This window comes from Bradyrhizobium sp. MV1.5 (genome assembly GCF_055807615.1).
The window spans coordinates 90,860-112,800 of the sequence record NZ_JBVVPL010000008.1 but is presented as its reverse complement, the minus strand read 5'-3'; the positions used below and the strand labels follow the sequence as shown (position 1 = coordinate 112,800).

18 protein-coding genes and 1 tRNA gene are annotated in these 21,941 nt (G+C 63.3%); 10 read left to right on the top strand and 9 right to left on the bottom strand.

Translation table 11 applies throughout. The features are described 5' to 3' along the window. Positions 1-80: 80 nt before the first annotated feature. The 5 genes from trxB (at position 81) to AC0L2J_RS10600 (ending at position 3,948) form a co-directional block, all read left to right on the top strand. Positions 81-1,046: a thioredoxin-disulfide reductase gene (trxB, locus tag AC0L2J_RS10620; protein ID WP_473389173.1), complete on the top strand. Its 966-nt coding sequence runs from the start codon at positions 81-83 to the stop codon at positions 1,044-1,046. A gap of 5 nt (positions 1,047-1,051) precedes the next feature. Further along, positions 1,052-1,975, top strand: coding sequence for a LysR family transcriptional regulator (locus AC0L2J_RS10615; protein WP_007614700.1), 924 nt, complete (start codon positions 1,052-1,054; stop codon positions 1,973-1,975). Positions 1,976-2,436: 461 nt separating this feature from the next. Then, complete coding sequence (locus AC0L2J_RS10610; RefSeq protein ID WP_473389169.1) at positions 2,437-3,345, top strand: 4-hydroxy-tetrahydrodipicolinate synthase family protein; 909 nt, start codon at positions 2,437-2,439, stop codon at positions 3,343-3,345. A gap of 178 nt (positions 3,346-3,523) precedes the next feature. Then, a complete protein-coding gene (locus AC0L2J_RS10605) occupies positions 3,524-3,670 on the top strand; it encodes a hypothetical protein (protein ID WP_473389165.1) in 147 nt (48 codons plus the stop codon). 98 nt (positions 3,671-3,768) lie between these two features. Then, entirely contained in the window at positions 3,769-3,948 is a 180-nt protein-coding gene (locus tag AC0L2J_RS10600; RefSeq protein ID WP_473389160.1) for a hypothetical protein, read from the top strand. Between the two features lie 77 nt (positions 3,949-4,025). On the opposite strand, the gene AC0L2J_RS10595 is transcribed toward AC0L2J_RS10600, so the two are convergent. Then, positions 4,026-4,703, bottom strand: a complete 678-nt coding sequence (locus AC0L2J_RS10595; RefSeq protein WP_007596685.1) for a ParA family protein — start codon at positions 4,701-4,703, stop codon at positions 4,026-4,028. 437 nt (positions 4,704-5,140) lie between these two features. Continuing rightward, positions 5,141-5,491, bottom strand: a complete 351-nt coding sequence (locus AC0L2J_RS10590; RefSeq protein WP_473389156.1) for a hypothetical protein — start codon at positions 5,489-5,491, stop codon at positions 5,141-5,143. 321 nt (positions 5,492-5,812) lie between these two features. On the opposite strand from AC0L2J_RS10590, the gene AC0L2J_RS10585 reads away from it, so the two are divergent. Genes AC0L2J_RS10585 through AC0L2J_RS10575 form a run of 3 tightly spaced genes read left to right on the top strand, consistent with a single transcriptional unit; the run spans position 5,813 to position 8,850 of the window. Further along, the gene (locus tag AC0L2J_RS10585; RefSeq protein WP_473389152.1) at positions 5,813-6,979 is read left to right on the top strand and encodes a CaiB/BaiF CoA transferase family protein; all 1,167 of its coding nucleotides are present in this window, start codon (positions 5,813-5,815) and stop codon (positions 6,977-6,979) included. Further along, the gene (locus AC0L2J_RS10580) at positions 6,976-7,905 is read left to right on the top strand and encodes an HpcH/HpaI aldolase/citrate lyase family protein (protein WP_473389146.1); all 930 of its coding nucleotides are present in this window, start codon (positions 6,976-6,978) and stop codon (positions 7,903-7,905) included. The genes AC0L2J_RS10585 and AC0L2J_RS10580 overlap by 4 nt, the downstream gene beginning before the upstream one ends. Before the next feature lie 6 nt (positions 7,906-7,911). Further along, positions 7,912-8,850 (top strand): AEC family transporter, encoded by a 939-nt coding sequence (locus AC0L2J_RS10575; protein WP_473389143.1) that lies wholly within the window; start codon positions 7,912-7,914, stop codon positions 8,848-8,850. A 290-nt stretch (positions 8,851-9,140) separates the two neighbouring features. On the opposite strand, the gene tenA is transcribed toward AC0L2J_RS10575, so the two are convergent. Then, the gene (tenA, locus tag AC0L2J_RS10570) at positions 9,141-9,815 is read right to left on the bottom strand and encodes a thiaminase II (RefSeq protein WP_473389141.1); all 675 of its coding nucleotides are present in this window, start codon (positions 9,813-9,815) and stop codon (positions 9,141-9,143) included. Between the two features lie 431 nt (positions 9,816-10,246). On the opposite strand from tenA, the gene AC0L2J_RS10565 reads away from it, so the two are divergent. Then, on the top strand, positions 10,247-11,575 hold the full coding sequence (locus AC0L2J_RS10565; RefSeq protein ID WP_473389136.1) for a TIR domain-containing protein: 1,329 nt from the start codon (positions 10,247-10,249) through the stop codon (positions 11,573-11,575). A 1-nt stretch (position 11,576) separates the two neighbouring features. Here AC0L2J_RS10565 and AC0L2J_RS10560 read toward each other — a convergent pair whose 3' ends face one another. From AC0L2J_RS10560 to AC0L2J_RS10545, 4 genes are all read right to left on the bottom strand, one after another. Then, the gene (locus AC0L2J_RS10560; RefSeq protein WP_473389132.1) at positions 11,577-12,152 is read right to left on the bottom strand and encodes a molecular chaperone TorD family protein; all 576 of its coding nucleotides are present in this window, start codon (positions 12,150-12,152) and stop codon (positions 11,577-11,579) included. Between the two features lie 11 nt (positions 12,153-12,163). After that, positions 12,164-13,228, bottom strand: coding sequence for a hypothetical protein (locus AC0L2J_RS10555; RefSeq protein ID WP_473389128.1), 1,065 nt, complete (start codon positions 13,226-13,228; stop codon positions 12,164-12,166). A gap of 524 nt (positions 13,229-13,752) precedes the next feature. After that, positions 13,753-13,829: transfer RNA gene (locus tag AC0L2J_RS10550), tRNA-His, on the bottom strand. A 194-nt stretch (positions 13,830-14,023) separates the two neighbouring features. Beyond that, on the bottom strand, positions 14,024-14,455 hold the full coding sequence (locus AC0L2J_RS10545; protein WP_007596705.1) for a phasin: 432 nt from the start codon (positions 14,453-14,455) through the stop codon (positions 14,024-14,026). A 651-nt stretch (positions 14,456-15,106) separates the two neighbouring features. Here AC0L2J_RS10545 and AC0L2J_RS10540 point away from each other — a divergent pair. Next, positions 15,107-18,475 carry a PAS domain-containing sensor histidine kinase gene (locus tag AC0L2J_RS10540; protein ID WP_473389122.1) on the top strand — a complete coding sequence of 1,123 codons (3,369 nt, stop codon included), beginning with the start codon at positions 15,107-15,109 and terminating at the stop codon, positions 18,473-18,475. 134 nt (positions 18,476-18,609) lie between these two features. Here the strand turns inward: AC0L2J_RS10540 and AC0L2J_RS10535 are convergent, their stop codons facing one another. Beyond that, positions 18,610-19,782 carry a thiolase family protein gene (locus tag AC0L2J_RS10535; RefSeq protein ID WP_106940730.1) on the bottom strand — a complete coding sequence of 391 codons (1,173 nt, stop codon included), beginning with the start codon at positions 19,780-19,782 and terminating at the stop codon, positions 18,610-18,612. 259 nt (positions 19,783-20,041) lie between these two features. Continuing rightward, entirely contained in the window at positions 20,042-21,631 is a 1,590-nt protein-coding gene (gene serA, locus AC0L2J_RS10530; protein ID WP_027565337.1) for a phosphoglycerate dehydrogenase, read from the bottom strand. Positions 21,632-21,941: the final 310 nt, after the last annotated feature.

Below are 21,941 nucleotides of genomic sequence, written 5' to 3'. Positions count from 1 at the left end.
TGATATTTCAGCGCCTCCGCGAGGCCTCCCGGCACGTTCCGCGCCCGCGCTGCAGTCCCCCGTGAAAGGCATCCGTCGAAATGTCCGCCGCTGTCCATGCAAAGGTCGTCATCATCGGCTCCGGCCCCGCCGGCTACACGGCGGCGATCTACGCCGCGCGCGCGATGCTCGAGCCGATCCTGATCCAGGGCATCCAGGCAGGCGGCCAGCTCACCATCACCACCGACGTCGAGAACTATCCCGGCTTTGCCGACGTGATCCAGGGCCCTTGGCTGATGGAGCAGATGGAGAAGCAGGCACTGCATGTGGGCACCCAGATCAAGACCGATCTGGTGACGAAGCTCGACACCTCGCAGCGACCCTTTCGCCTGACCTGCGATAGCGGCGACGTCTATCTCGCCGACACCGTGATCCTCGCCACCGGCGCCCAGGCGCGCTGGCTCGGGCTGCCGTCCGAAGCGAAATTCCAGGGCGGCGGCGTCTCGGCCTGTGCCACCTGTGACGGCTTCTTCTACCGCAACAAGCAAGTCGTAGTTGTCGGCGGCGGCAATACCGCGGTCGAGGAAGCCCTGTACCTGACCAACCATGCCTCGCAGGTCACCATCGTGCATCGTCGCGATCACTTCCGCGCCGAGCGCATCCTGCAGGAGCGTCTGTTCAAGCACCCGAAGATCAAGGTGGTCTGGGACTCGGCCGTCGACGAAATCTGCGGCACCGAGAACCCGAACAAGGTCACTCATGTGCGACTGAAGAACGTCAAGACCGGCGCGTTGACCGACGTGCCGACCGACGGCGTCTTCATCGCCATCGGGCATGCCCCGGCGACCGAGCTCGTGGCCGGGCAGATCAAGCTGAAACCGTCGGGCTATGTCGAGGTCGCCCCGAACTCGACCGCCACCTCGATCCCCGGCCTGTTCGCCGCCGGCGACGTGGCCGACGAGACATATCGTCAAGCGGTCACGGCGGCCGGCCTCGGCTGCATGGCGGCGCTCGAGGCGGAACGATTTTTGGCCCTGCGCGCCAGCGAGCGCGCGGCAGCGGAATAGACATCATGGCACGCACACGCGACGGATTTACGGATATGGACTGGGACAAGCTGAAGGTGTTTCACGCGGCGGCGGAAGCTGGCAGCTTCACGCACGCGGGCGAGCAGCTCGGCCTGTCGCAATCGGCGGTGTCACGCCAGGTCTCGGCGCTGGAGCAGGAGCTCTCGGTCTCGCTGTTCCACCGCCACGCCCGCGGCCTGATCCTCACCGAGCAGGGCGACCTCTTGTTCCGCACCGCGCATGACGTGTTCATGCAGCTGCAGGCGGCGCGCGCGAAACTGACCGACAGCCGCGAGCGGCCGAGCGGGGATCTCAAGATCACCACCACGCCCGGCGTCGGCATCAACTGGCTGATCCCGCGACTCGGCGAATTCACCGCGCTCTATCCGGAGATCCGGATCTCGCTGATCGTCACCGACGAGGAGCTCGACCTGTCGATGCGGGAGGCCGACGTCGCGATCCGCACCCGCAAGCCGACGCAGCCGGATCTCATCCAGCGCAAGCTGTTCGCGATGGGCTTCCACGCTTATTGCTCGCCTGATTACATCAAGCGCTTCGGGACGCCGCGCACGCTGGAGGAGCTCGACTCCCACCGCATCATCACGCTCTCCGACGGCAACTTCGCGCCGCATCTTCAGAACCGCAACTGGCTGGTCGAAGCGGGGCGCAACGGCTCGGGTCCGCGCGAAGCCTATTTCAGGGTCAACAACATTCTTGGCCTCGTCCGCGCCTGTCAGCAGGGCCTCGGCATCGCCGCGCTGCCGGACTATCTGATCGAAGAACAGAGCCGCCTCGTGCAGCTGTTCGGCGAATCGGATTCGATCCAGCTCGATACGTATTTTGTTTATCCGGAAGAGCTGAAGACGGTCGCGCGCGTGCAAGTGTTCCGCGACTTCGTGGTGAGCAAAGCGCAGCGCTGGCCGTCCTGATTTCCGCATGTCAGACATGCGGCTTGGACGCTTGATGCAGGGCGCGAGGCTAGCCCATAATGTTTCTACGCTGAGCCTTCGCGTTGCGCATTTGTCCCCCTCCTCCAGTGGCGCGGGAGTTCAGTAATCCCTCTTGGAAGGTGATTGTGTCGGCCTCACGTGGCCAATACCTTAAGCCGGGCTCGATCGAGCCCGGCTTTTTTTTGGCGGATTCGGCCTTCGCCCTCCACGTGTATTGACAGTTCCATGCTTACCCCGCATCATTTGCAGATGATCACGAAGTCGTGCGCAATCTCGTCGCAGGCAGTCGCCTCGAAAAGAGGCCCCCATTCGGGGACCTCGGATTTTTGCGCGCGCTAACAGCCTTCGTCATCGCGAGCCGAACTTCGAAAACCCCGCCGCCTGGACGGGGTTTTTTCATGTGCCTCGTCTCAGGATTTTCCCGAGAAGGAGAGTGGAACATGACCGGACTACAGGAACATTTGCACGGGCTCTGGCTGCCGCTGATAACGCCGTTTCGCGACGGCGCTCTCGACGAGAGGTCGCTGCGGCGGCTGACACGGCATTACAGCGGACAGGCCGTTGACGGCTTCATCCTGGGGGCGACCTCCGGTGAAGGCATGACGCTGCGCGACGCCGAGCTCGAACGCCTCGTCGCTATCGTGCGCGACGAACTGACCACCGGCCACAGCAAGATTCCGATCTGCCTCGGACTGTCAGGCGCGGACACCTCGCGGCTGAAGGAGCGTCTCGACGAAACCGCGGATTGGCCGATCGACGGTTATCTGATCGCGAGCCCCTATTATGTGCGGCCGTCGCAGCGCGGGCTCTTGGCGCATTTCGAGGCGCTCGCCGATCACGCCGCCTGGCCGATCGCGCTCTACAACATCCCCTATCGCACCTCGGTCAACATCACCAACCAGACACTGCTGCGGCTTGCCGGGCATCCGAACATCATCGGCCTGAAGGATTGCGGCGCGAGCCGCGAGCAATCCATCGCGCTGCTGCGCGACCGCCCTGCGGACTTTCGCGTGCTGACCGGCGAGGATGCGAATTATTTCGAGGCCCTCAGCGACGGTGCCGACGGCGGCATCGTGCTGTCAGCCCATCTCGAGACCGCGACGTTTGCGGCTGTCCATGCCGAGCTGAAGCGCGGCAACCACGATGCAGCGCTGGCGCGCTGGCAGGAGGTCGCGGACCTGACGCGCCTGTTGTTCACCGAGCCCAGTCCAGCGCCGGCAAAATACTGGCTGTGGCGCACGGGCCTGATCGACAGCCCCGAAGTGCGCCTGCCGATGGTCGAGGTCGGCAGCGAGCTCGCAGTCCAGCTTGACCGCGAGATCGAACGGCGGATGCAAGTCGCGGCGTAGCTGATAGCCCCTCACCCCACCCTCTCCCCATACGAACGGGGAGAGGGAGTGAGAGAGCGTGTCCCGTGGTTAACCGCGCCCCAACGGCCTTCGCTGCTGCCGCATGGCGCATCCACGGCTCGTTTACGCAATCGCGCCTATCGTCTTCATTCAAAGTCTTTTCAAATGGGGAATCATCATGGGGCAACGCATCCGCCCGACGGCGGCAGAGATGTTCGCGTCGGCTGATTTAATGCGGGGAATTCTGGTGGTGTCGTCGTTCGGCTTCTGGGCGGTGATGCTCGGCCTGATGCCGGTGCTGGTGTTTCGAGTCTGGCTGGCGTGATGCCAGCGCAGGTCTGGATGGTTAACCCGTGGTAGCACCTGTGTTCGAAAGCGCGCGAAACTGCGACCGGGATTTTTAAAACATCCCATGTAGCGTTCATGCCCATAAGCGAAGAAATCGCGGGGGCGTTTGTGAATCATCATAACAAAATGGCGTCGCATTACGACGCTGGAGAGCAGGGCTTCACCACCGAGGACATTCTCTGGGCCGCCGGCATCTGGTCGGTGATCCTCACTCTGTCGCCGGTGATCGTGTTCTACATGCTGATGGTGGCCTAGCTTCCATAGCAATCTCCAAAAACGCAAAACGCGCGGATGTCCGCGCGTTTTTCGTCCGGGGAATGATTTATGAAAAATTATGCCGCCTGCTTGTGCATTGCGCCGGAAGCCGACGCCGTGCCGCGAATAGCCTTTACCGAACGCTCGATTGCCGCCCACAGCCTTGCGATTTCCTGCGCCGCGCGGCTCTCGGCCTGATATTCCCGCGCGCCCTCGCCGTGGCTCAGCGCCATCAGCAGATCCGAACGGTTGGTGATCTGGCCGCCCCACACCGGAGCACGGAATTTCGCCAGCGCCTCGCGGGCGATGGTGACGATCGGGCTTTCGGACTCGTCGCGGCGCGCCGGCGCACCGTTGAGCACGACCGCGTAGGGCTTGCGCGCCGCACGGCACATCTGGATGGTTTCCTGCACCGCGTTGACGTCGAAGACGCCGGGACGGGCGGGAATCACCACCATGGTGGCGTTGCGGATGGCGTCGTCGACGACGGCCGACAGGTTCGGCGGCGTGTCGATCAACACCCATTCATAACCGTCGCGCTTGGCAGCGGAGACGATGCCGCTGACCGAGTTCACCGCGGACTTGATCGGCGGCTCGTTGGTGCCACGCAGCTTGTGCCACAGCGTGAGCGAGCCTTGCGGATCCGCATCGACGAGCAAGATCGGCTTGGTCGCCTTGATCTGCGCGGCGAGATGCGCGGCCAGCGTACTCTTGCCTGAGCCACCTTTACGCGATGCAAAAACAATAACGTTCATACCTCTGCCTCCAGATTGACCCCAGGCGGCGAAAATGAATCACCGCGGTGATTCGGGAAAGAAAAATTTATCATAAGTTATGTCGGCGCCATGAAATAACAAAGCGCGTTGGCTTTTGAGTCACACTGCTGCGTGCGACGACGGCCTCACGCCGGCAATCGTGCGTTTTTTGAGCAGTGCGGCGGGAAAAAATGGAATGCAACCTCGCCGGGCAATCCGTTTCGCGGCCTGTTTCCATCCCGCCTGGTCGCAAGCGTCCGCACGCAGAGGCGAACAAAACGAGTCCGGTGGCTGGTGTGGGGCTGATGCCTGGGTCAGTTTGACTCAAGGGGCGAGCGAACGAGGGCCGGACACGCAAATGCCCGGGACCTCAAACGCACTGCGCGCTTTGGCCCGGGGCATGATCGAGTTTCAGAAAGGGAACGCGGTGCCCGCGGTCAGCCTTCGCTGGATTTCTTCTTCTTGGCCGTCTTCGTGCTCTTCTTCGAGGTTTTGGGCGCGATGCTGGTCGGCTTGCCGGCGCGGGGTGCGGCCGCCATGCCCGGCTCCGGCCCCGGGCGGAAGAACACCCGGCACTGCGGCGAGAGCTGCGACTTCTTCTGGATCATGCAGGCGGTGATGGCGTCGACGTTCGGTACGAACTCGCCGCACAGCCGCATCGCATCGGGGGTGCAGGCCTGCTGCTCCTCCTGGGAGTAGGCAAAGCCTTCACCCGGGTGGATCAGGACGGCCAGGGCGATCCCCGTGATCGCAGCAGCCAAGGTCTTCTTGAAACGGAACGGCGGCATCGATCCCCCCAAATGTCGAGTCGGAGCGGATAGTGGGTGAACGGCGGTTCGTTGGCAACCGAGGCGAGATGCGAAAGGCGGGACGTGTGCGGTCTCGGCAACAGGGCCCCCCTAAAACAAAAACGCGAAAACAACCCCATGCACAGTAGCCAAGTCCATGTACCGATTGAACTTTGTGAATCGCGTTTTGCGGATTTTACGAAATTAGATTTGACTCGTCGGGCAAAACAGGCGCATGATGCCGTCATCACAGAACGTGCGTGGGGTGGTCGGCTTGTCTCCTGCGCTGGACAAAAGCGCGAGCGGGACGGAGACGATTGCATGGAGCGACATGAGGCGGAGCTGCCGCTGTCGGGCGTGACGGTGGTCTCGCTCGAGCAGGCGATCGCGGCTCCTCTTGCCAGCCGGCATCTTGCGGATTGGGGTGCGCGGGTCATCAAGATCGAGCGGCCGGGCGATGGCGATTTCTGCCGCGACTACGATCACGTGATGAACGGGATGTCGAGCCAGTTCGTCTGGACCAACCGGTCGAAGGAGAGCCTCGCCATCGACATCAAAAGCCCTGAAGGCCAGAAGGTGCTCGACGCCTTGCTGCCACAGGCCGACGTCTTCATCCAGAACCTGGCGCCGGGCGCGGCGGAGCGGCTGGGTCTCGATGCCGCATCGCTGCTGCGGAAGTTTCCCCGCATCATCGCCTGCGACGTGTCGGGCTATGGCGCGGGCGGTCCCTACAGCAACAAGAAGGCTTACGATCTCCTGGTGCAGTGCGAGGCCGGCGTCCTCGCCATCAACGGCACCGAGGCGGAGCCTGCCAAGGTCGGACTTTCGGTGGTCGATATCGCCACCGGCATGTACATCCTCAACGGCGTGCTGATGGCGCTGTATCGCCGCGAGCGGACCGGCAAGGGCACCGCCTTCCAGGCCTCGCTGTTCGATTCCATCACGGACTGGATGAGCTATCCCGCCTTCTACACGCAGAGTACCGGCCGGCCGCTGCCGCGCACCGGGGCCAAGCATGCAACGATAGCGCCGTATGGCCCGTTCCGCGTCGGCGATGGCAACACGATCTTCTTCGGCATCCAGAACGACCGGGAATGGCGATCGCTGTGCGCCATCGTGCTTGGCGACGCGGCCTTTGCCGACCACGCCCGCTTCCGCACCAATCCGCTGCGCATGCAGAACCGGGACGATCTGCAGGTCCATATCGAGCAGCGTTTTGCGGCGATGAGCAGTGACGAGGTGCTGCGGCTGCTCGACGAGGCCTCGATCGCCAACGCGCATCTCAATTCGGTCGAGGCCTTCCTGGAGCACGAGCAGCTTCGCGCCCGCGACCGGGTGCAAACGGTGGGCACTCGTTGCGGCCCGGTGATGAGCTTCCTGCCGGCGCTCACCATTCCCGGCCTGTCGCCCCGAATGGATCCCGTGCCTGACGTCGGCCAGCACAACCAATCCATCCTCAGCGAGCTCGGTCTCGCAAAGGAGACATGACGATGGCCCCTCAGCGGCCGACGCGGGTCTATCTGGCCGTTCCCGCGCATCGCTCTCGTCTCGTCGCCAAGGCGGCTGCCTCGGCGGCAGATGCGGTGTTCATGGACCTCGAGGACGCGGTGCCGCCATCCGAGAAGAGCGTTGCACTGGAGGAAGCTGCGCGGGCGCTGTCCTCGCTGGATTGGGGCAACAAGGTCGTCGCGATCAGGGTCAACGCCGTCGACAGCCCCTTCATCGCGCAGGAAATCCGCAAGCTCGCAGCGCTGCCCAGGCTGGATTCAGTGATCGTGCCGAAGGCGGAGCGCGCGAGCGACATCGCCGCGATTGCCGAGCAGCTGCGCGCGGCAGCGCCCGGTCGCCCTTCGCCTGTTGCGCTCGAACTGCTGATCGAGACCGCGCTGGGTCTCGTCAATGTCGATACGCTCGCCGCCGCGCACCAAAGCGTCGCCGCCCTTCATCTCGGTGTCGGCGATTTCGCCGCCTCGATCGGCGCCCGCTCCTCGGAAATCGGCGCGTCGCCGGACGGCTACCGGCACGTCGGCTCCGCCCAGAACGGTTATGCCTCCGCGCCGCTCGATCTGTTCGCCTATCCGATGATGCGCCTGCTGGTGGCCGCGCGCGCATTCGGGCTACGCGCCATCGACGGTCCGTGCGGCGCGTTCCGGGATGGCAAACTAACCGAAAGCAGTGCGCTCAAGGCCGCGGCGATGGGCTTTGACGGCAAGCAGGTGATCCATCCCGACCAGATCGAACCGACGCTGCGGGCGTTCGTCCCGTCCGACACCGAGCTCGCGCACGCGCGGCGGGTCGTCGAGGCCATGGAGCAGGCCGAGGCGCAGGGCCAGGGCGCGGTGACCCTCGACGGCAAGATGATCGACTATGCCAATGTCCGCATGGCGCGCCGGATCATCGAGATGGGGTCGTAGCGGCGCATGGCCACCGTGCTGATCGTCGCGCCGGTGTTTGCGCTGATCGCGGCCGGCTATGCCGCGGTGCTGTTTCGCTTCGTCTCCGAGACCGCGCACAAGGGCATCTCCGAATTCGCCTTCAGCATCGCGATTCCCGCGCTGCTGTTCCGCACCATCGTCGTCTCGGAATTTTCCGGCGTCAGCCCGTGGCGGATGTGGGGCGCCTATTACGGCGCGCTCGCGCTGACCTGGATCGCGGCGCTGGCGCTCTCGGCGCTGCTGCGGACGCGGCGTGAGGACCGCGAGGACGGCGTCGTGTTCGCGATCGGCTCGGTCTACGGCAACATCGTGATGCTCGGCATTCCCCTGACGCTCTCGGCGCTGGGCAATGAGGCCGCAGGCCCGATGGCGCTGATCCTGTCCGTGAACACGCCGCTGCTCTGGCTCTGCGGCACGCTGCAGATGGAGCTGGTCGACCGCAAGCAGACGGCCTCCGCCGCGTCGCTGATCGTGCCGGTGCTGCTGGATCTTTCCCGCAACCCGATCATGCTCGCGATCGGCTTCGGCCTCGTCTGGCGCCTCACCGGCCTCGGGCTGCATCCCGTCGTCGACCGGACGGTCGAGCTGCTGGCGCAAGCGGGCTCGCCGGCGGCGCTGATCGCGCTCGGCATCAATCTCTTTCGCTTCGAGGTCAAGGGCGAGAAGCTCGGCATCCTCGCCATGAGCGCGCTCAAACTGCTGGCGATGCCGGCGGCCGCCTTCGTGCTGGCAAATCTGCTCGACCTGCCGCCGCTCGCGGCCGGCGTGGTCGTGCTGTTCGCGGCCATGCCGACCGGCGCGAATGCGTACATCTTCGCGGTTCAGTATCAGCGGCTGGTGAACCCGGTGTCGGGCGCGGTGGCGCTGGGCACGCTGCTGGCGGCGGCGACGTTGCCGCTGGTGGTGTGGGTGGTGGCGAAGTGAGGTGGTCGGCGGCTTGGCGAGTGCGCCGCACCACCTCCCAATTTCAAATCAGCGCAGGCCCAGGAACGAAAGCACTACACCAACCACGACGACGAGTCCGACCAGATAGATAATTCCGTTCATGTCTTAGTTCCTCAGCGTTGTCAGTCCTGCCGCGAAACAAACACCCGAGGTCGTGAAAAGGTTCGGCATTGCTCGACGCCGATTTCTCCTGAAATGGGGGAACGAAAGCGACCGATCCTGCGTCGTGGCGTGCCGAGCCCCCGCCCCCATCCTGACTGCCGAAAGAGCTAATGAACGCGCTGGCCCGCGCGCCAGGCCATCTCCCAGAAGTCCGCCTCGAGTCGCGTGGCTTCCTTGAAGATCGCAATCAGCTCTGCTTCGCGGGCCGGCGTGGCGTAGAGATCGGCGAGATGCTCCATGTGCGCCCGCGCTTTGGCAGCGACCGCCTGATACGGCGCGCCGGCGTACTCGGCGATCCAGACGCGGTAGGCGTTCGTCGCAGCGTCCGCGAGGGGGAGCGAGGCGAGCCGCGTTGCGATCTCCGCGTACCCGATCACGCAGGGGGCAAGCGCCACCTTGAGAGCCAGCAGATCGCCGCGCATTCCCGCGTCGAGCACGTAGCGTGTATAGGCCAGCATCTCGGCCGCCGGAGGAGCCTGTTCAAGATCGGTCGGGGACAGACCCCAATCGGCACAGAGCTTCACATGCAGGTTCATCTCGACATCAAGGATGGCCGACAGGCCGGCCGCGGCTTCACGCATGTCGGCAAGTCTGGGCGACTTGTAGACCGCGAGCGCGTAGGCGCGAGCAAACTCGATGAGGAACAAATAGTCCTGAACGAGGTAGTGACGAAACGCCGCTTCGGGGAGCGAGCCGTCCGCCAATCCGTTCGTGAAGGGATGCTCGGTGTAGGCCTGCCACTCGACGGATGCTGCTGTCTTGAGACGCTCGAAGAAACTCACGATGTTTTTCGCCCGGTTTGCCTGTCGGTAAACGTCTTTCGTTCGCTACCGATAGCGCATTGTGGACCGAGGAGCTACGGTGACCGCGGACAGACTGGCTTTGAGCTGGGTTGCGGATGGGGCATCCCCCGCGTCGAGAGTTTGGTGCACTGCCACCCTATCGCATGGCGTGGCGGGCCTGAGCTTGCTCTCCCTGCGATGGGCTATCATCGCGGATGCCGCGCTCAGCAAAGCGAGCCGCGCCTTTGGCCTCGTCAGGCGGCGGCTCGCAGATTCAAGGATAGAGCGGTCCACTCGGGGCCATCGCTCGGGGACCGCCGCTTCTGATAATCGAAGACACACCAAAGTGGCGGCCCTATCAACTCAAACTAGACGAACTCCCCCCGAACCATCTAGTTTCGCGACCTGATTGTGAACTGGATATAGGCCGGATGTATAGCCTTTTAATGAGCGGCGGAGATGACACTTGGGACAGCGGTGTCGCCAAAATGGATCGTGGTCGATTTCTTGAGCATACCGACGAGGCGATAGCGGCGCGGTTTCGCTCGTTGGATGACGAAGTAGTCGCCGAGCTAATAAAACACCCGGTTCTTTTTTCGTATGAAAAGCCCACGGATCGCGCCGCTCGGCTTGGCTGGATAACTGAAATTCAGAGACTTCGAAGCCAATTGCAGCTCAAGTTTTATTTCGATAATCGTTTCGATCCAATCGAGCCTGAACTGCTTAGCAAGTTGCTAGACGCGCTCGAAATCGATTCGAAGTTCGAGATTCACCGACACCATTGGGCGATCAAAGAAGTCGACCTTCTGGACGTTATGATGAATGCTGGCCTCCTCATAAGCGCCCGCCAGCGACCACCGGTCGAGCACACCTTCTCTCGCCAAACCATTTTAAAAGCGAGCACCATACACAAGAAATTGTCGCATAGTGACTTCGACGAATTTATCCTGGAGTTAGGCGTTGAAGGTATTAGGGCTGGACGCGATCGCGGCAGCAGGCAAGCTAGAGCCGTTGGGCTTGGAGAGTACGCGGTCAGCAATCCAGACGAGAAGACCGCCGGCGGCAACCCCCTCGCGTATGAGATCGTTCTGAACGCGGCTCGATTGGACGCAAACTATCCAGACGGCGTCCTTTACGATATTGACGATGCCACGCGTCGCCAGTTCTGGGAGAGCCTGGCACGCGACGGATACTCGTTATCGGATGGGTTCCTGATCCCCTTGGCGGAAATCCCCCAGATGCCGCGATCCCTCCCAACCAATAGGCTGGAAACTCCAACCCCGTCGCCAGAATTTGGGAAAGCTATGCCAACGACATCTAGACCGAAGATATTCATCGTCCACGGTCGAGACGATGCTACGAAAAACGATGTCGCTCGCTTCATTCAGCGGCTTGAACTTGACGACGTGATCCTGCACGAGCAGACCAATCGCGGGCGAACCCTAACCTCGAAGTTCGTAGAAGTCGCTGCGGAAGCTGATTTTGCAGTCGTGCTGATAACCCCCGACGATGTTGGCGGCTTGTCGGAAACACAACTCCGACCGCGCGCTCGACAGAACGTTATCTTTGAGCTTGGCTACTTCATCGGCCTTCTCGGCCCTCAAAAAGTATGCGCGCTCGTCAAGGGCGATGTCGAGCGGCCATCCGATTTTGAGGCGGTGGTTTACGTCAGCTACGGTCCCAATACCGGTTGGCGGGCTGAATTGGCCAGAGAGCTTAGAGCGGCCGGGATTCAGTTTGATGCGAATAAGGTCTTCTAGGTCAGAGCTGCGCATCCTCGAAATGCGGCGCCCAAGGCAAAACGAAATCCTTCACGAAATTATGCTGCGGTCGCGCGTACTTTCGCGCCATAGTTCTCATGACGTGTTCGACGGCCTGCTCTGACAACGTCATGCGAGCCTCGCTGAAGGCGCTGACATCATCGGGCTCGAAATGCTTCTTGGTATTTTGGATGTGCAAGCGGTTCCTGATCTTTCGAAGATCATCGAGCCCCTCGTAGAAGCCGCTTTCGCCCTGATCGAAGAGATCGTGCTTCTTCGCGCTCGCAATGTACCGCTCAAGCTCGTCAATTTTCTTGCCGCGAATATAGTCGATCACCGTCGCTTGAAGATTTGCGACGCCTTCGCTGGTGAACGTCTTCACGCGCAGATGCAGATCATAAAGGATCGCCTCGATGATCGATACGTTCATGACCGTGATCGGCTTTTGCAAATGCCTCTTCTGCAAGGCATTACCTGCCGCGCGGAACTCATAGAGCGTCCTGAGGATAGCTAGATTGAAGCAGATATTATCCCCGAGCTTGAAGTTGCCCATGAAATTGCTCTTGATCGTGACCATGGCGACCCCGCTCAGAAGGTGCTGACACCCATCTCCCTGAGTTCGGCCAGCTCATGCGGCTCGGCATCATCCGGAGCCATGACGCGTATCAGCACTCCCGGCATTACTTGCTTACTGTCTGAAATGAACGATTTCAGCGCTTCCCAATTCGGCACGAGGTGAACGCTATCCGCCTTCGCAGAATTGGTCCGATACAATTCCACATACCACCGTTTGATAATCGATCTCTCTGCAAGCGAGACCATCACATCTACCCATGATTTCAGTGCCTCAAAACTCCTGCGCGAGATCCCTTGCGGAATTTCGAGCGCGGCAACCCCTTCCGGCAGCGGCAAGGTCGCTCTCGGTACTGGCAGTACAGCCTGAGATCGCACTGCTCCATGATGAGGCACGGCCATCTGGAAATTTGGTCCGGTCATCGGCACGGGATATTGCTGACCGCTTGGGCCAGTCGGTCCCGTCACGTACTGGCTAGCGCCGACTCGCACCAAGCCGCCCATCGGCGGAACTTCGGACTCGAAACCATCGCCCACCGAATCTGCTTCATTTATCTCGGATGAAGATAAACCATCCGATCCCTTAAGATCAGCAAAGGCGATTGTTTCATCGAATGACCTCAGAAACGTCTTTGCAGCCGCCTCCGTAAATCCGCGATCCAACCGCAACTCGCTCAAGCAATGTCCGTCACTAGGCCGCCCGGGCAGCCATTTTTCTGCATATTCGGCAAATAGGCGCGGCCGGAGCGCAGCCTCCTTCAAGGCAGCTTCCTTGGCGCCCGGCCGCGTGTCATGAATAATTCTCTGAGCCAGATCAGTTAACTGAATTCTTCTCTCGGCTCCTTTACCGACATCTTCGATTAGCCCATATGCCTTTAGAGCGGATGCCGTTTGGAGCAATCCGCTGCTCGATGGCCCATACCCCCAAGTCTCGCCGACGACAGTCAAACGGGCCGGATTGCGCCTATGAGCATCGCTGACGGCACGAGCGCGATCCAGCGCCTTCGGCAATGAAATAAAGGGGAATGACGGACTGCGCTCCTTCTTTGCGCGATCCTCGCTATCTTCCGAATAAGCCATGACCCACCTCTCAATCTGATTAAAAACTACCATCCAGATCAGACTAAGGCAAGATAAAACAATTTAGTCTCGATAGAAGACAGCCGATCTCTAGTAACGAGATTGTTACTGATGGAGCATTGACCGAATCCCGCCCGTCGATCATGGTCACAGTCGTTCGGTCGGCTCTTGGTATGAGCCATTGCCGGATCTCGGAGGGTGCCGGCCGCATCCGACGGAGATCAAAGCCCCCGCGCGCGGGGGCTTTTTCTTTGCCGCGTCAGCATGGAATTGCACTCCAGATCAGCGTGGGCGACATCATCGCGCTACCGCCGAGATCGAAACAGCGCACCATTAAAAATATGCGGAGAAACGCCGCGATCGTGCACCCGGACTTCTGGCCCTACCTCGATATCTGGCTGACGCCGTAGAACTAACGCAGACTGATGACGTGAGGCAGAGGAGCAGCCGTTGCCATAACGCGACGGCGATTTTCGGCCCCTTGGTTTTGGACCGGCGTTTTGGCAATTGTGCTGAGATACCGCTGGTACAGTTGGGTGGGCTCGAACCACCGACCTCCTGTTCCACAGACAGGCGCTCTAACCAACTGAGCTACAACTGCATCCTTGCGAGCCGCCCGAGGGGCGCCCTTGATAGGGCCGGTCACCGAGGGGGGCTGGACGGGGCGGAAACTAGGTGCAACGGGCGTTTTTGGCAAGGCCGCAACACCCTCAAAACGCCCCGCAAACGAGGTTATTTCCAAAGCAAAACCCGGGCTCTAGGCCCGGGTTTCTTAATTGAGACGGCCGCGCCGGATCAGGCGGCGGGGTAGAGCTTCGCGGCGGAGGCCTTGATCGGCTCGGCGGCGGCAGTGGCGGCGCGCTGGGCGATCTCGGCGAGCTCCCGGGCCTGGGCCTGGAAGGTCTCGAGCTGCGCCTTGGAATGGTTGGTCCACAGCGCGAACGCATCCTGCGGCGCCTTCACGCTGAACAGCTCCTGGGTGAAGTCGAGATGGGCCTTGGTGTTGGCCTTCGCGAACTCCATCAGCTTGGCGGTGTATTCGCTCACGCCCTTGTGGGCGGACGAGAACACGGCCTCGACGGTGCCGTTGTGGGTCTCGGCGGCGTCCTTGAACTTGGCGTAGTTCTCGCGGGCCTGCGACACGCCCTTTTCGGCGAACGCACGCATCTGCTCGGGGACCTCGAACGGAATGATCGAGGCAGAAAACGGATCAGTCGCACCTGTCATGAATTGTCCCTCACACGAATGAAAAAACGGAGTGAGCCTTCAGGCGCGCCCGCCGGCCAACCGGGTGACGGGTGCGAAGACTGGAAACACAAAACGAATGATGGCTCGCCCAGCGCCGAGACCATGCCTGCCTAAAATGTCAACATTGTGCATCGCAACGGGTTTGAGGGTGCGTTGCGCAAATTTAATCTCGGGGAGGATGAGGTTCCCGGGCAGGGGAACCGGTGGTTGAGGTAATTGAGTGCGCTGGCCGCGCTGTCTCCGTTCCCTCCCCCCTTGTGGGGGAGGGTCAGGGAGGGGGGTGCCACACCGGGATTCTTTCCGTCGCGCTCCGGGCCTCGGGGCAACGACTGGCAGCTTTTGCTGGGCTTACCCCTCTCCCTAGCCCTCCCCCACAAGGGGGGAGGGAACGCAGCTGGGTTGGGGCGCGAGCTCGGCTTGATGCGACTGTCCATCCCCCACGCGCGAATCCTGCGGATGCAGCGCTGGCACGCCTTGCGGGCCTGGGGACATTAAGGTTATCGCGGCTTTAGGCCTTGCTCCGTAGGCTTGGGACGTGGACCTGCCCGCGGCTGCGGGCGATACTAACCCTTTCTTAAGGCTGTCATTCCCGGCAGCCTTTGCTGATAAGCGGGACGCGAAGCCGGTCGGATGACGAGTTCGGATTTCCAGTTGCGAGGCGTGGGCGATCCCCGGCTGGCCGTGCACGCGACTTCGCCGCTGCCCGTCTGGCTGTGGTCGATCGACGGCACGCGCGTGCTCTGGGCCAATCCGGTCGGGGCCAGGCTGTTCGGCGCGGCCCATGCCACGGCGCTCGCGGAGAAGATTTTCGGGCCCGCCGACAGCCACCGCCGCCAGATCGTCCGGCTGGCCGGCCGGCTGCCTTCGAACGGCGCGATCCGGCTCGAACGGCTGCGCGGCTTCGGCGCGCGGCTCGGGACGCTGATGACCTGCGCCTGTGCCCGGCTTGAGTTCGCCGATGGCGGCCAATTCTTCCAAGGATCTGCGGTGCTCGTCACCGCGATGGACCCGATGCTCCGCTCCATGCCGCTGGTCGAGCGCCTGCTTCGTCTCGTCGACGGCGCCAAGACGCCGATGGCGGCGTTCGCGCCCGACGGCCTGTTCGTCGGCGCCAGCGAAACGGCCCGCACCCTGCTCGGCTTCCGCGATCTCGGCGAAGCAGGCCTCGAACAGGCGCGCAGCGATGCGCTTCGCCAAGGCCGCGCCGAGACGCCGATCGGCATCGGCCAGATGGTGCTGCAGCGGGTCGGCACCGGGGCTGACATCGGCCTGGTCGCGCTGATCGAGCCTGCCGCGCAGCAGGCGGCGGCTGCGAGTGATCACGTGCGCGAAGACATCGCTCAGCCTGAGCCGGCGCCTGCCCCTGCTCCCGCCGCCGTGCCGGAGCATGTGCAAGCAGCGCCGCCGCACGAGACGCCATCCGAAATCGTGCTGTTCGACGCCTTTGCCGAGCCGGCCGATGCGCCGGAAGGAAGCGAGACGATCGCGCCCAAGCCTCCCGTTGAAAACAAGACACCGGTTGAAGAGAAGACTCCGGTTGAAAACTCGCCGGAAGCCATGGTGTCGCCGCAGGCCGCGCCGACCGTGACCGCCATGGTCGAGCCGCCGTCGGGCCATGAAGAGCCGCCCGCACCGCGTCAGCATCCGCTGCGCTTCCTCTGGAAGGCGGATGCAGAGGGCCGCTTTGCGATTCTGTCCGACGAGTTCATCCACCTGATCGGTCCGCGCACGGCCGCCGGCTTCGGCCGCCCCTGGCACGAGATCGCCGACGCATTCGCGCTCGACCCTGACAGTGGCGTGGCGCAGGCGCTTGCGAGCAAGGACACCTGGGCCGGGGTCACCGTGAACTGGCCGGCCGACGGCGGCGAGCATCTGCCGGTCGAGCTTGCCGGGCTTCCGGTTTACGACGGCGAACGCAATTTCGCGGGCTTCAGGGGCTTTGGCGTCTGCCGCGATCTCGACGGCCTCAACCGGCTCGATGCGCTCAGGCGTTTTGAGCTGTTGGCCGAACCGGCGGCGCCGCAAAGCCTTTTCGCCGATGTGGTCGAGCCGGAGCCCGAGCCAGTGCTAGAGGCGCCGCCGCCTCCGCCGATCGAGCCGCCGCCACCTGAGCCTGAGCCTGAGCCTGAGCCTGAGCCTGAGCCTGAAGCTGAACTGCCCGAACCCATCACCGACGCGAATTCACATCCAACCGATCCGGAAACGCCAGTGGAAACGCCTCCCAATGTCCTGCCGTTCCGCGCGCCCGGCGACACCCGATCGCCGACGCTGACGCCGGTCGAGAACAGCGCGTTCAACGAGCTCGCCCGGCAATTGTCCGAGCGCCTCGAACGCGACAAGGAAACCATCGCGGCATCGTCCGAGCCTGCGGATGCCGAGATCACGCCTGAAGCGCCGTTGCCCACGCCAGAGCCTGAACCGCCGCATGCGCCGGCCGAATGGCTGAGCGAGCCCGCGCCGCCCGCGCACGGCCACAGCACGCGCGACCGCGCGCTGCTCGACCTGTTGCCGACCGGCATCCTGATCTATCGGCTCGACCGCCTGCTCTACGCCAACCCCGCGTTTCTCGCGCGCATGGGCTATGCCAGCCTGAGCGCCCTGGAAAACGCCGGCGGGCTGGATGCGCTCTATGTCGAGCCGGGTGTCTCCGCGGCGAGCAGCACGTCGCAAGCAGGCACGCCTGTCACGATCAGCGCGACGTTCGCCCATGGCGAAGCGCCGCTGCCGACCACCGAGGCGCATCTGCACGCGATCGACTGGGACGGCGAGAGCGCGCATGCGCTGATCTGCGCGCTGCCGCAAGCAGCGCCCGTTGCGCCCGTCATCGCGGAGACCGTGGTCGCCGAGGCCATTGTCCCGGAGACCTTCCCGCCCGAGCCCGAGGTCGGCGAGGCCGACGCGGAAGATCTCGCGGCGATCCTCGACACCACCGCCGAGGGCATCGTCATGTTCGACGCCGAAGGCAACATCCACGCCTGCAACCGTAGCGCCGAGGCGCTGTTCGGCTATGACGGCGAGACGCTGATGCAGCAGAACCTGGTGACGCTGTTCGCGCCGGAGAGCCAGCATGTCGTCATCGACTATCTGGAAAACCTCAAGAGCCAGGACATCGCGAGCCTGCTCGACCACGGCCGCGAGGTGCTCGGGCGCGAGAAGAAGGGCGGCGTCATTCCGCTCGCCATGATCATGGGCCGCACCCGGCCCGACGGCCCGAACTTCTTCGCCGTGTTCCGCGATCTCTCGCAGAGCAAGCAGGGCGAGAGCGAGCTGACGCAGGCGCGACGTCTGGTCGACGGCGCGGCCAATGCCAAGGCCGACATGCTGGCGCGGATCAGCCACGAGATCCGCACGCCGCTCAACGCCATCATCGGCTTCTCGGAGGTGATGATCTCGGAGCGCTTCGGCACGCTCGGCAACGAGCGCTACGGCGAGTACATGAAGGACATCCGCGCCTCCGGCGAGCGCGTCATCGCCATCATCGACGATTTGCTTGAGCTGTCGCGGATCGAGACCGGCAAGCTCGACCTCAACTTCGCCAACCTCAACCTCAACGATCTCGTCGAGGCCTGCGTGGTCGTGATGCAGCCGCAGGCGAATCGCGAGCGCATCATCATCCGCACCTCGCTCGGCCACGCCCTGCCGCAGGTGAGCGCGGATGCGCGCGCGATGCGGCAGATCACCATGAATCTGATCTCGAACTCGATCCGGCTCGCCAGCGCCGGCGGCCAGGTCATCGTCTCCACCGCGCTCACCGACCGCGGCGAGGTCGCACTTCGCATCCGCGACACCGGTCATGGCCTCAGCGAGCGCGAAGTCGCCGCCGCGATGGAGCCGTTCCGGACGCCGCCGCCTGGCGATGCCGAGGATAACTCGGCGCTGAGCCTGTCGCTGACCAAGGCCCTGGTCGAAGCCAACCGCGCCCGCTTCAACATCAAGAGCGCGGCGAACTCCGGCTCGCTGATCGAGGTGGTGTTCGCACCGGCGCTGGCAAAGGCGTAAGCCTTCACCACATCGTCGTCCCGGCGAAGGCCAGGACGACCCGCGTTGAGAGAGCTCGCAAGCCCAAATCACCCAAACAAAAAGGGCACGGCGTTTGCGGCGCCGTGCCCTTCGCATTCAATGAGGCTATCGTCTCAGCTGTAGATTTCGAACAGGCCCGCGCCGCCCTGGCCGCCGCCGATGCACATCGTCACGACGCCCCACTTGGCCTTGCGGCGCTTGCCTTCCTGGAGGATGTGGCCGGTGAGACGCGCGCCGGTCATGCCGAAGGGATGGCCGATCGCGATCGAGCCGCCGTTGACGTTGTACTTGGCGGGATCGATGCCGAGCTTGTCGCGCGAATAGAGACACTGGCTGGCGAAGGCTTCGTTGAGCTCCCACAGATCGATGTCGTCGATCTTCAGGCCATGACGCTTCAACAGCTTCGGCACGGCAAAGATCGGGCCGATGCCCATCTCGTCCGGTTCGCAACCCGCGGCCGCCCAGGCGACGAAGCGGCCCATGGGATTGAGGCCGCGCTTCTCCGCGTCCTTGGCTTCCATCAGCACGACGGCCGCGGCGCCGTCCGACAGCTGGCTGGCGTTGCCCGCCGTGACGAACTTGCCGGGACCCCTGACGGGCTCGAGCTTGGCGAGACCTTCCAGCGTGGTCTCGGGCCGGTTGCACTCGTCGCGATCGACGACGTAATCGACGATCGATTCCGCCTTGGTCGCCTTGTCGACCACTTTCATCTTGGTCTTCATCGGGACGATCTCGTCCTTGAACTTGCCCGCCTGCTGCGCGGCGGCCATGCGGCGCTGCGACTCCAGCGAATATTCGTCCTGATATTCACGGCTGAGCTTGTAGCGCTCGGCGACGATGTCGGCGGTGTCGATCATCGCCATGAAGATCGCCGGCGCCGTCTTGAGCAGTTCGGGATCGATCGATTCCTTCGGCGTGCCGCCGCCCGGCATCGAGATGCTCTCGACACCGCCTGCGACGATGCAGTCGGAACCGTCCGAGCGGATCGAGTTGGCGGCCATCGCGATGGTCTGGAGCCCGGACGAGCAGAACCGGTTCACCGAGACGCCCCCGGTCGATTTCGGCATTCCCGCCAGCAGCGCGGCCTGGCGGCCGATGTTCGGCGCGCCATGGGCGCAATTGCCGAGATAGCAATCCTCGACATAGTCCTTCTCGACGCCGGCGCGATCGACCGCGTGGTGGATGGCGTGGGCCGCGAGCGACATCGGCGGGGTGATGTTGAACCCCCCGCGGCCGGATTTCGCGAGGCCCGTGCGTGCATAGGAAACGATGACGGCTTCACGCATTGTTTTCTCCCTTTTCGAACGATTTTGAATGGAGCGTCGATCGACGTCTTCTCGGCGCCATTGGTACACAATGTCCAGCGGTCGCGGGAGAAATAAAAACGCCGCCCTCGCGAGAGGACGGCGTTGTTCCGCGGGTCGGAATATACGATCGGCGTCATTCCGGGGCGACGCGCAGCATCGAACCCGGAATCTCGAGATTCTCAGGTGCGCAATTGCGCACCATAGTTCGCGCTTACGCGCGCCCCGGAATGACAGTTACTCAGAACGTCAGCGCCTTGACCTGCTTGACCTGCGGCAGGGCCTGCACCTTGGCGAGCAGATCGGCCGGCACCGCGCCGTCGACTTCGATCAGCGCGATGGCATCGGAGCCCGGCGCGACGCGGCCGAGATGGAAGGTCGCGATGTTGATCTTGGCATCGCCGAGCAGGCTCGCGAACTTGCCGATGAAGCCCGGCTTGTCCTCGTTGGTGACGTAGATCATCGACTTGCCAAATTCAGCGTCGACGCGGATGCCCTTGATGTCGACCAGGCGCGGCTTGCCGTCGGCATAGACCGTGCCCGAGACCGACCGCTCCTGCCGCTCGGTGGTGACGGTGACGGTGATCAGGCTTTCATAGTCGCTCTGGGCGGCGCGGACGATCTCGTCCACCACCATGCCGCGCTCCTTGGCGACGACGGGCGCGGAGACGACGTTGACCTCGCCCAGCATCGGCCGCAGCAGGCCGGACAGCACGGCGGAGGTGATCGCCTTGATCTTCATCTCGGCGACGTGGCCCTCATAGGTGATCTCGACCTTGAGGATGCCGCTCTCGGTGAGCTGTCCGGCGAACGAGCCGAGCTTTTCGGCCAGCGCGATGAACGGCTTCAGCTTCGGCGCCTCTTCCGCCGTGATCGAGGGGAAGTTGACGGCATTCGAGATCGCGCCGGTGAGCAGATAGTCCGACATCTGCTCGGCGACCTGAAGCGCGACGTTCTCCTGCGCCTCGGTGGTGGACGCGCCGAGATGCGGCGTGCAGATCACGTTGGGATGACCGAACAGCACGTTCGCGGTGGCGGGCTCCTCGACAAAGACGTCGAAGGCGGCGCCCGCGATGTGCTTGGAATTCAAAGCGTCGACCACGGCCTGCTCGTCGACGAGGCCGCCGCGGGCGCAGTTGATCAGGCGAACGCCCTTCTTCATCTTGGCAATCGCGGCTGCGTCGATGATGTTCTTGGTCTTCTCGGTCAGCGGCGTGTGCAGCGTGATGAAGTCGGCGCGCTTGAAGAGGTCGTCGAGCTCGACCTTCTCGACGCCGATGTCCCTGGCGCGCTCGGGCGACAGGAACGGATCGAACGCAATCACCTTCATGCGCAGGCCGAGCGCGCGGTCGGCGACGATCGAGCCGATGTTGCCGCAGCCGACGACGCCGAGCACCTTGCCGGTGATCTCGACGCCCATGAAGCGGTTCTTCTCCCATTTGCCGGCCTGGGTCGAAGCGTCAGCCTGCGGAATCTCGCGCGCCAGCGCCAGCATCAGGGTGATGGCGTGCTCGGCGGTCGTGATCGAATTGCCGAACGGCGTGTTCATCACGATGATGCCCTTGGCCGTGGCGGCGGGAATCTCGACGTTGTCGACGCCGATACCGGCGCGGCCGATCACCTTGAGATTGGTCGCCTTCTCGAGGATCTTCGCGGTCGCCTTGGTCGCCGAACGGATCGCGAGGCCGTCGTAATTGCCGATGATCTCGGCGAGCTTGTCCTTGTCCTTGCCAAGATTGGGCTGGAAGTCGACCTCGACACCGCGGTCTTTGAAGATCTGCACGGCGGCGGGAGAGAGCGCGTCGGAAATGAGAACTTTGGGTTTGGTCATGGGAATGTGTCCTTCGCCGTCCCTAGAGGGAGATCGGCCTGAGGGCCGGAATGGGAATTGCTCGGAAGCTCTTTGCTCTCCCTCTCCCCGTTCTTACGGGGAGAGGGTCGGGGTGAGGGGCAGCCACAGGCGAGGTGCTCGCGGAGAGGGGGGCGCCCCCCCCCCGCGGGGGGGCCCCCCCCCCCCCCCCCGGGGGGGGGGGGGGGGGAAAAAAAAACGCCCCGGGGGGGGGGGGGGGGGGGATTAAAAAAAGCAAAAAAAAAAAAAACGGGCGCGGCGATGGGGAGGGGGGGGGGAAGGAGGGAGAAGA

Excerpts from the sequence above, each read along its gene's own strand:
- trxB (WP_473389173.1), top strand. The coding sequence starts at position 81 with ATGTCCGCCGCTGTCCATGCAAAGGTCGTCATCATCGGCTCCGGCCCC.
- AC0L2J_RS10615 (WP_007614700.1), top strand. The coding sequence starts at position 1,052 with ATGGCACGCACACGCGACGGATTTACGGATATGGACTGGGACAAGCTG.
- AC0L2J_RS10610 (WP_473389169.1), top strand. The coding sequence starts at position 2,437 with ATGACCGGACTACAGGAACATTTGCACGGGCTCTGGCTGCCGCTGATA.
- AC0L2J_RS10605 (WP_473389165.1), top strand. The coding sequence starts at position 3,524 with ATGGGGCAACGCATCCGCCCGACGGCGGCAGAGATGTTCGCGTCGGCT.
- AC0L2J_RS10600 (WP_473389160.1), top strand. The coding sequence starts at position 3,769 with ATGCCCATAAGCGAAGAAATCGCGGGGGCGTTTGTGAATCATCATAAC.
- AC0L2J_RS10595 (WP_007596685.1), bottom strand. The coding sequence starts at position 4,703 with ATGAACGTTATTGTTTTTGCATCGCGTAAAGGTGGCTCAGGCAAGAGT.
- AC0L2J_RS10590 (WP_473389156.1), bottom strand. The coding sequence starts at position 5,491 with ATGCCGCCGTTCCGTTTCAAGAAGACCTTGGCTGCTGCGATCACGGGG.
- AC0L2J_RS10585 (WP_473389152.1), top strand. The coding sequence starts at position 5,813 with ATGGAGCGACATGAGGCGGAGCTGCCGCTGTCGGGCGTGACGGTGGTC.
- AC0L2J_RS10580 (WP_473389146.1), top strand. The coding sequence starts at position 6,976 with ATGACGATGGCCCCTCAGCGGCCGACGCGGGTCTATCTGGCCGTTCCC.
- AC0L2J_RS10575 (WP_473389143.1), top strand. The coding sequence starts at position 7,912 with ATGGCCACCGTGCTGATCGTCGCGCCGGTGTTTGCGCTGATCGCGGCC.
- AC0L2J_RS10565 (WP_473389136.1), top strand. The coding sequence starts at position 10,247 with ATGTATAGCCTTTTAATGAGCGGCGGAGATGACACTTGGGACAGCGGT.
- AC0L2J_RS10560 (WP_473389132.1), bottom strand. The coding sequence starts at position 12,152 with ATGGTCACGATCAAGAGCAATTTCATGGGCAACTTCAAGCTCGGGGAT.
- AC0L2J_RS10555 (WP_473389128.1), bottom strand. The coding sequence starts at position 13,228 with ATGGCTTATTCGGAAGATAGCGAGGATCGCGCAAAGAAGGAGCGCAGT.
- AC0L2J_RS10545 (WP_007596705.1), bottom strand. The coding sequence starts at position 14,455 with ATGACAGGTGCGACTGATCCGTTTTCTGCCTCGATCATTCCGTTCGAG.
- AC0L2J_RS10540 (WP_473389122.1), top strand. The coding sequence starts at position 15,107 with ATGACGAGTTCGGATTTCCAGTTGCGAGGCGTGGGCGATCCCCGGCTG.
- AC0L2J_RS10535 (WP_106940730.1), bottom strand. The coding sequence starts at position 19,782 with ATGCGTGAAGCCGTCATCGTTTCCTATGCACGCACGGGCCTCGCGAAA.
- serA (WP_027565337.1), bottom strand. The coding sequence starts at position 21,631 with ATGACCAAACCCAAAGTTCTCATTTCCGACGCGCTCTCTCCCGCCGCC.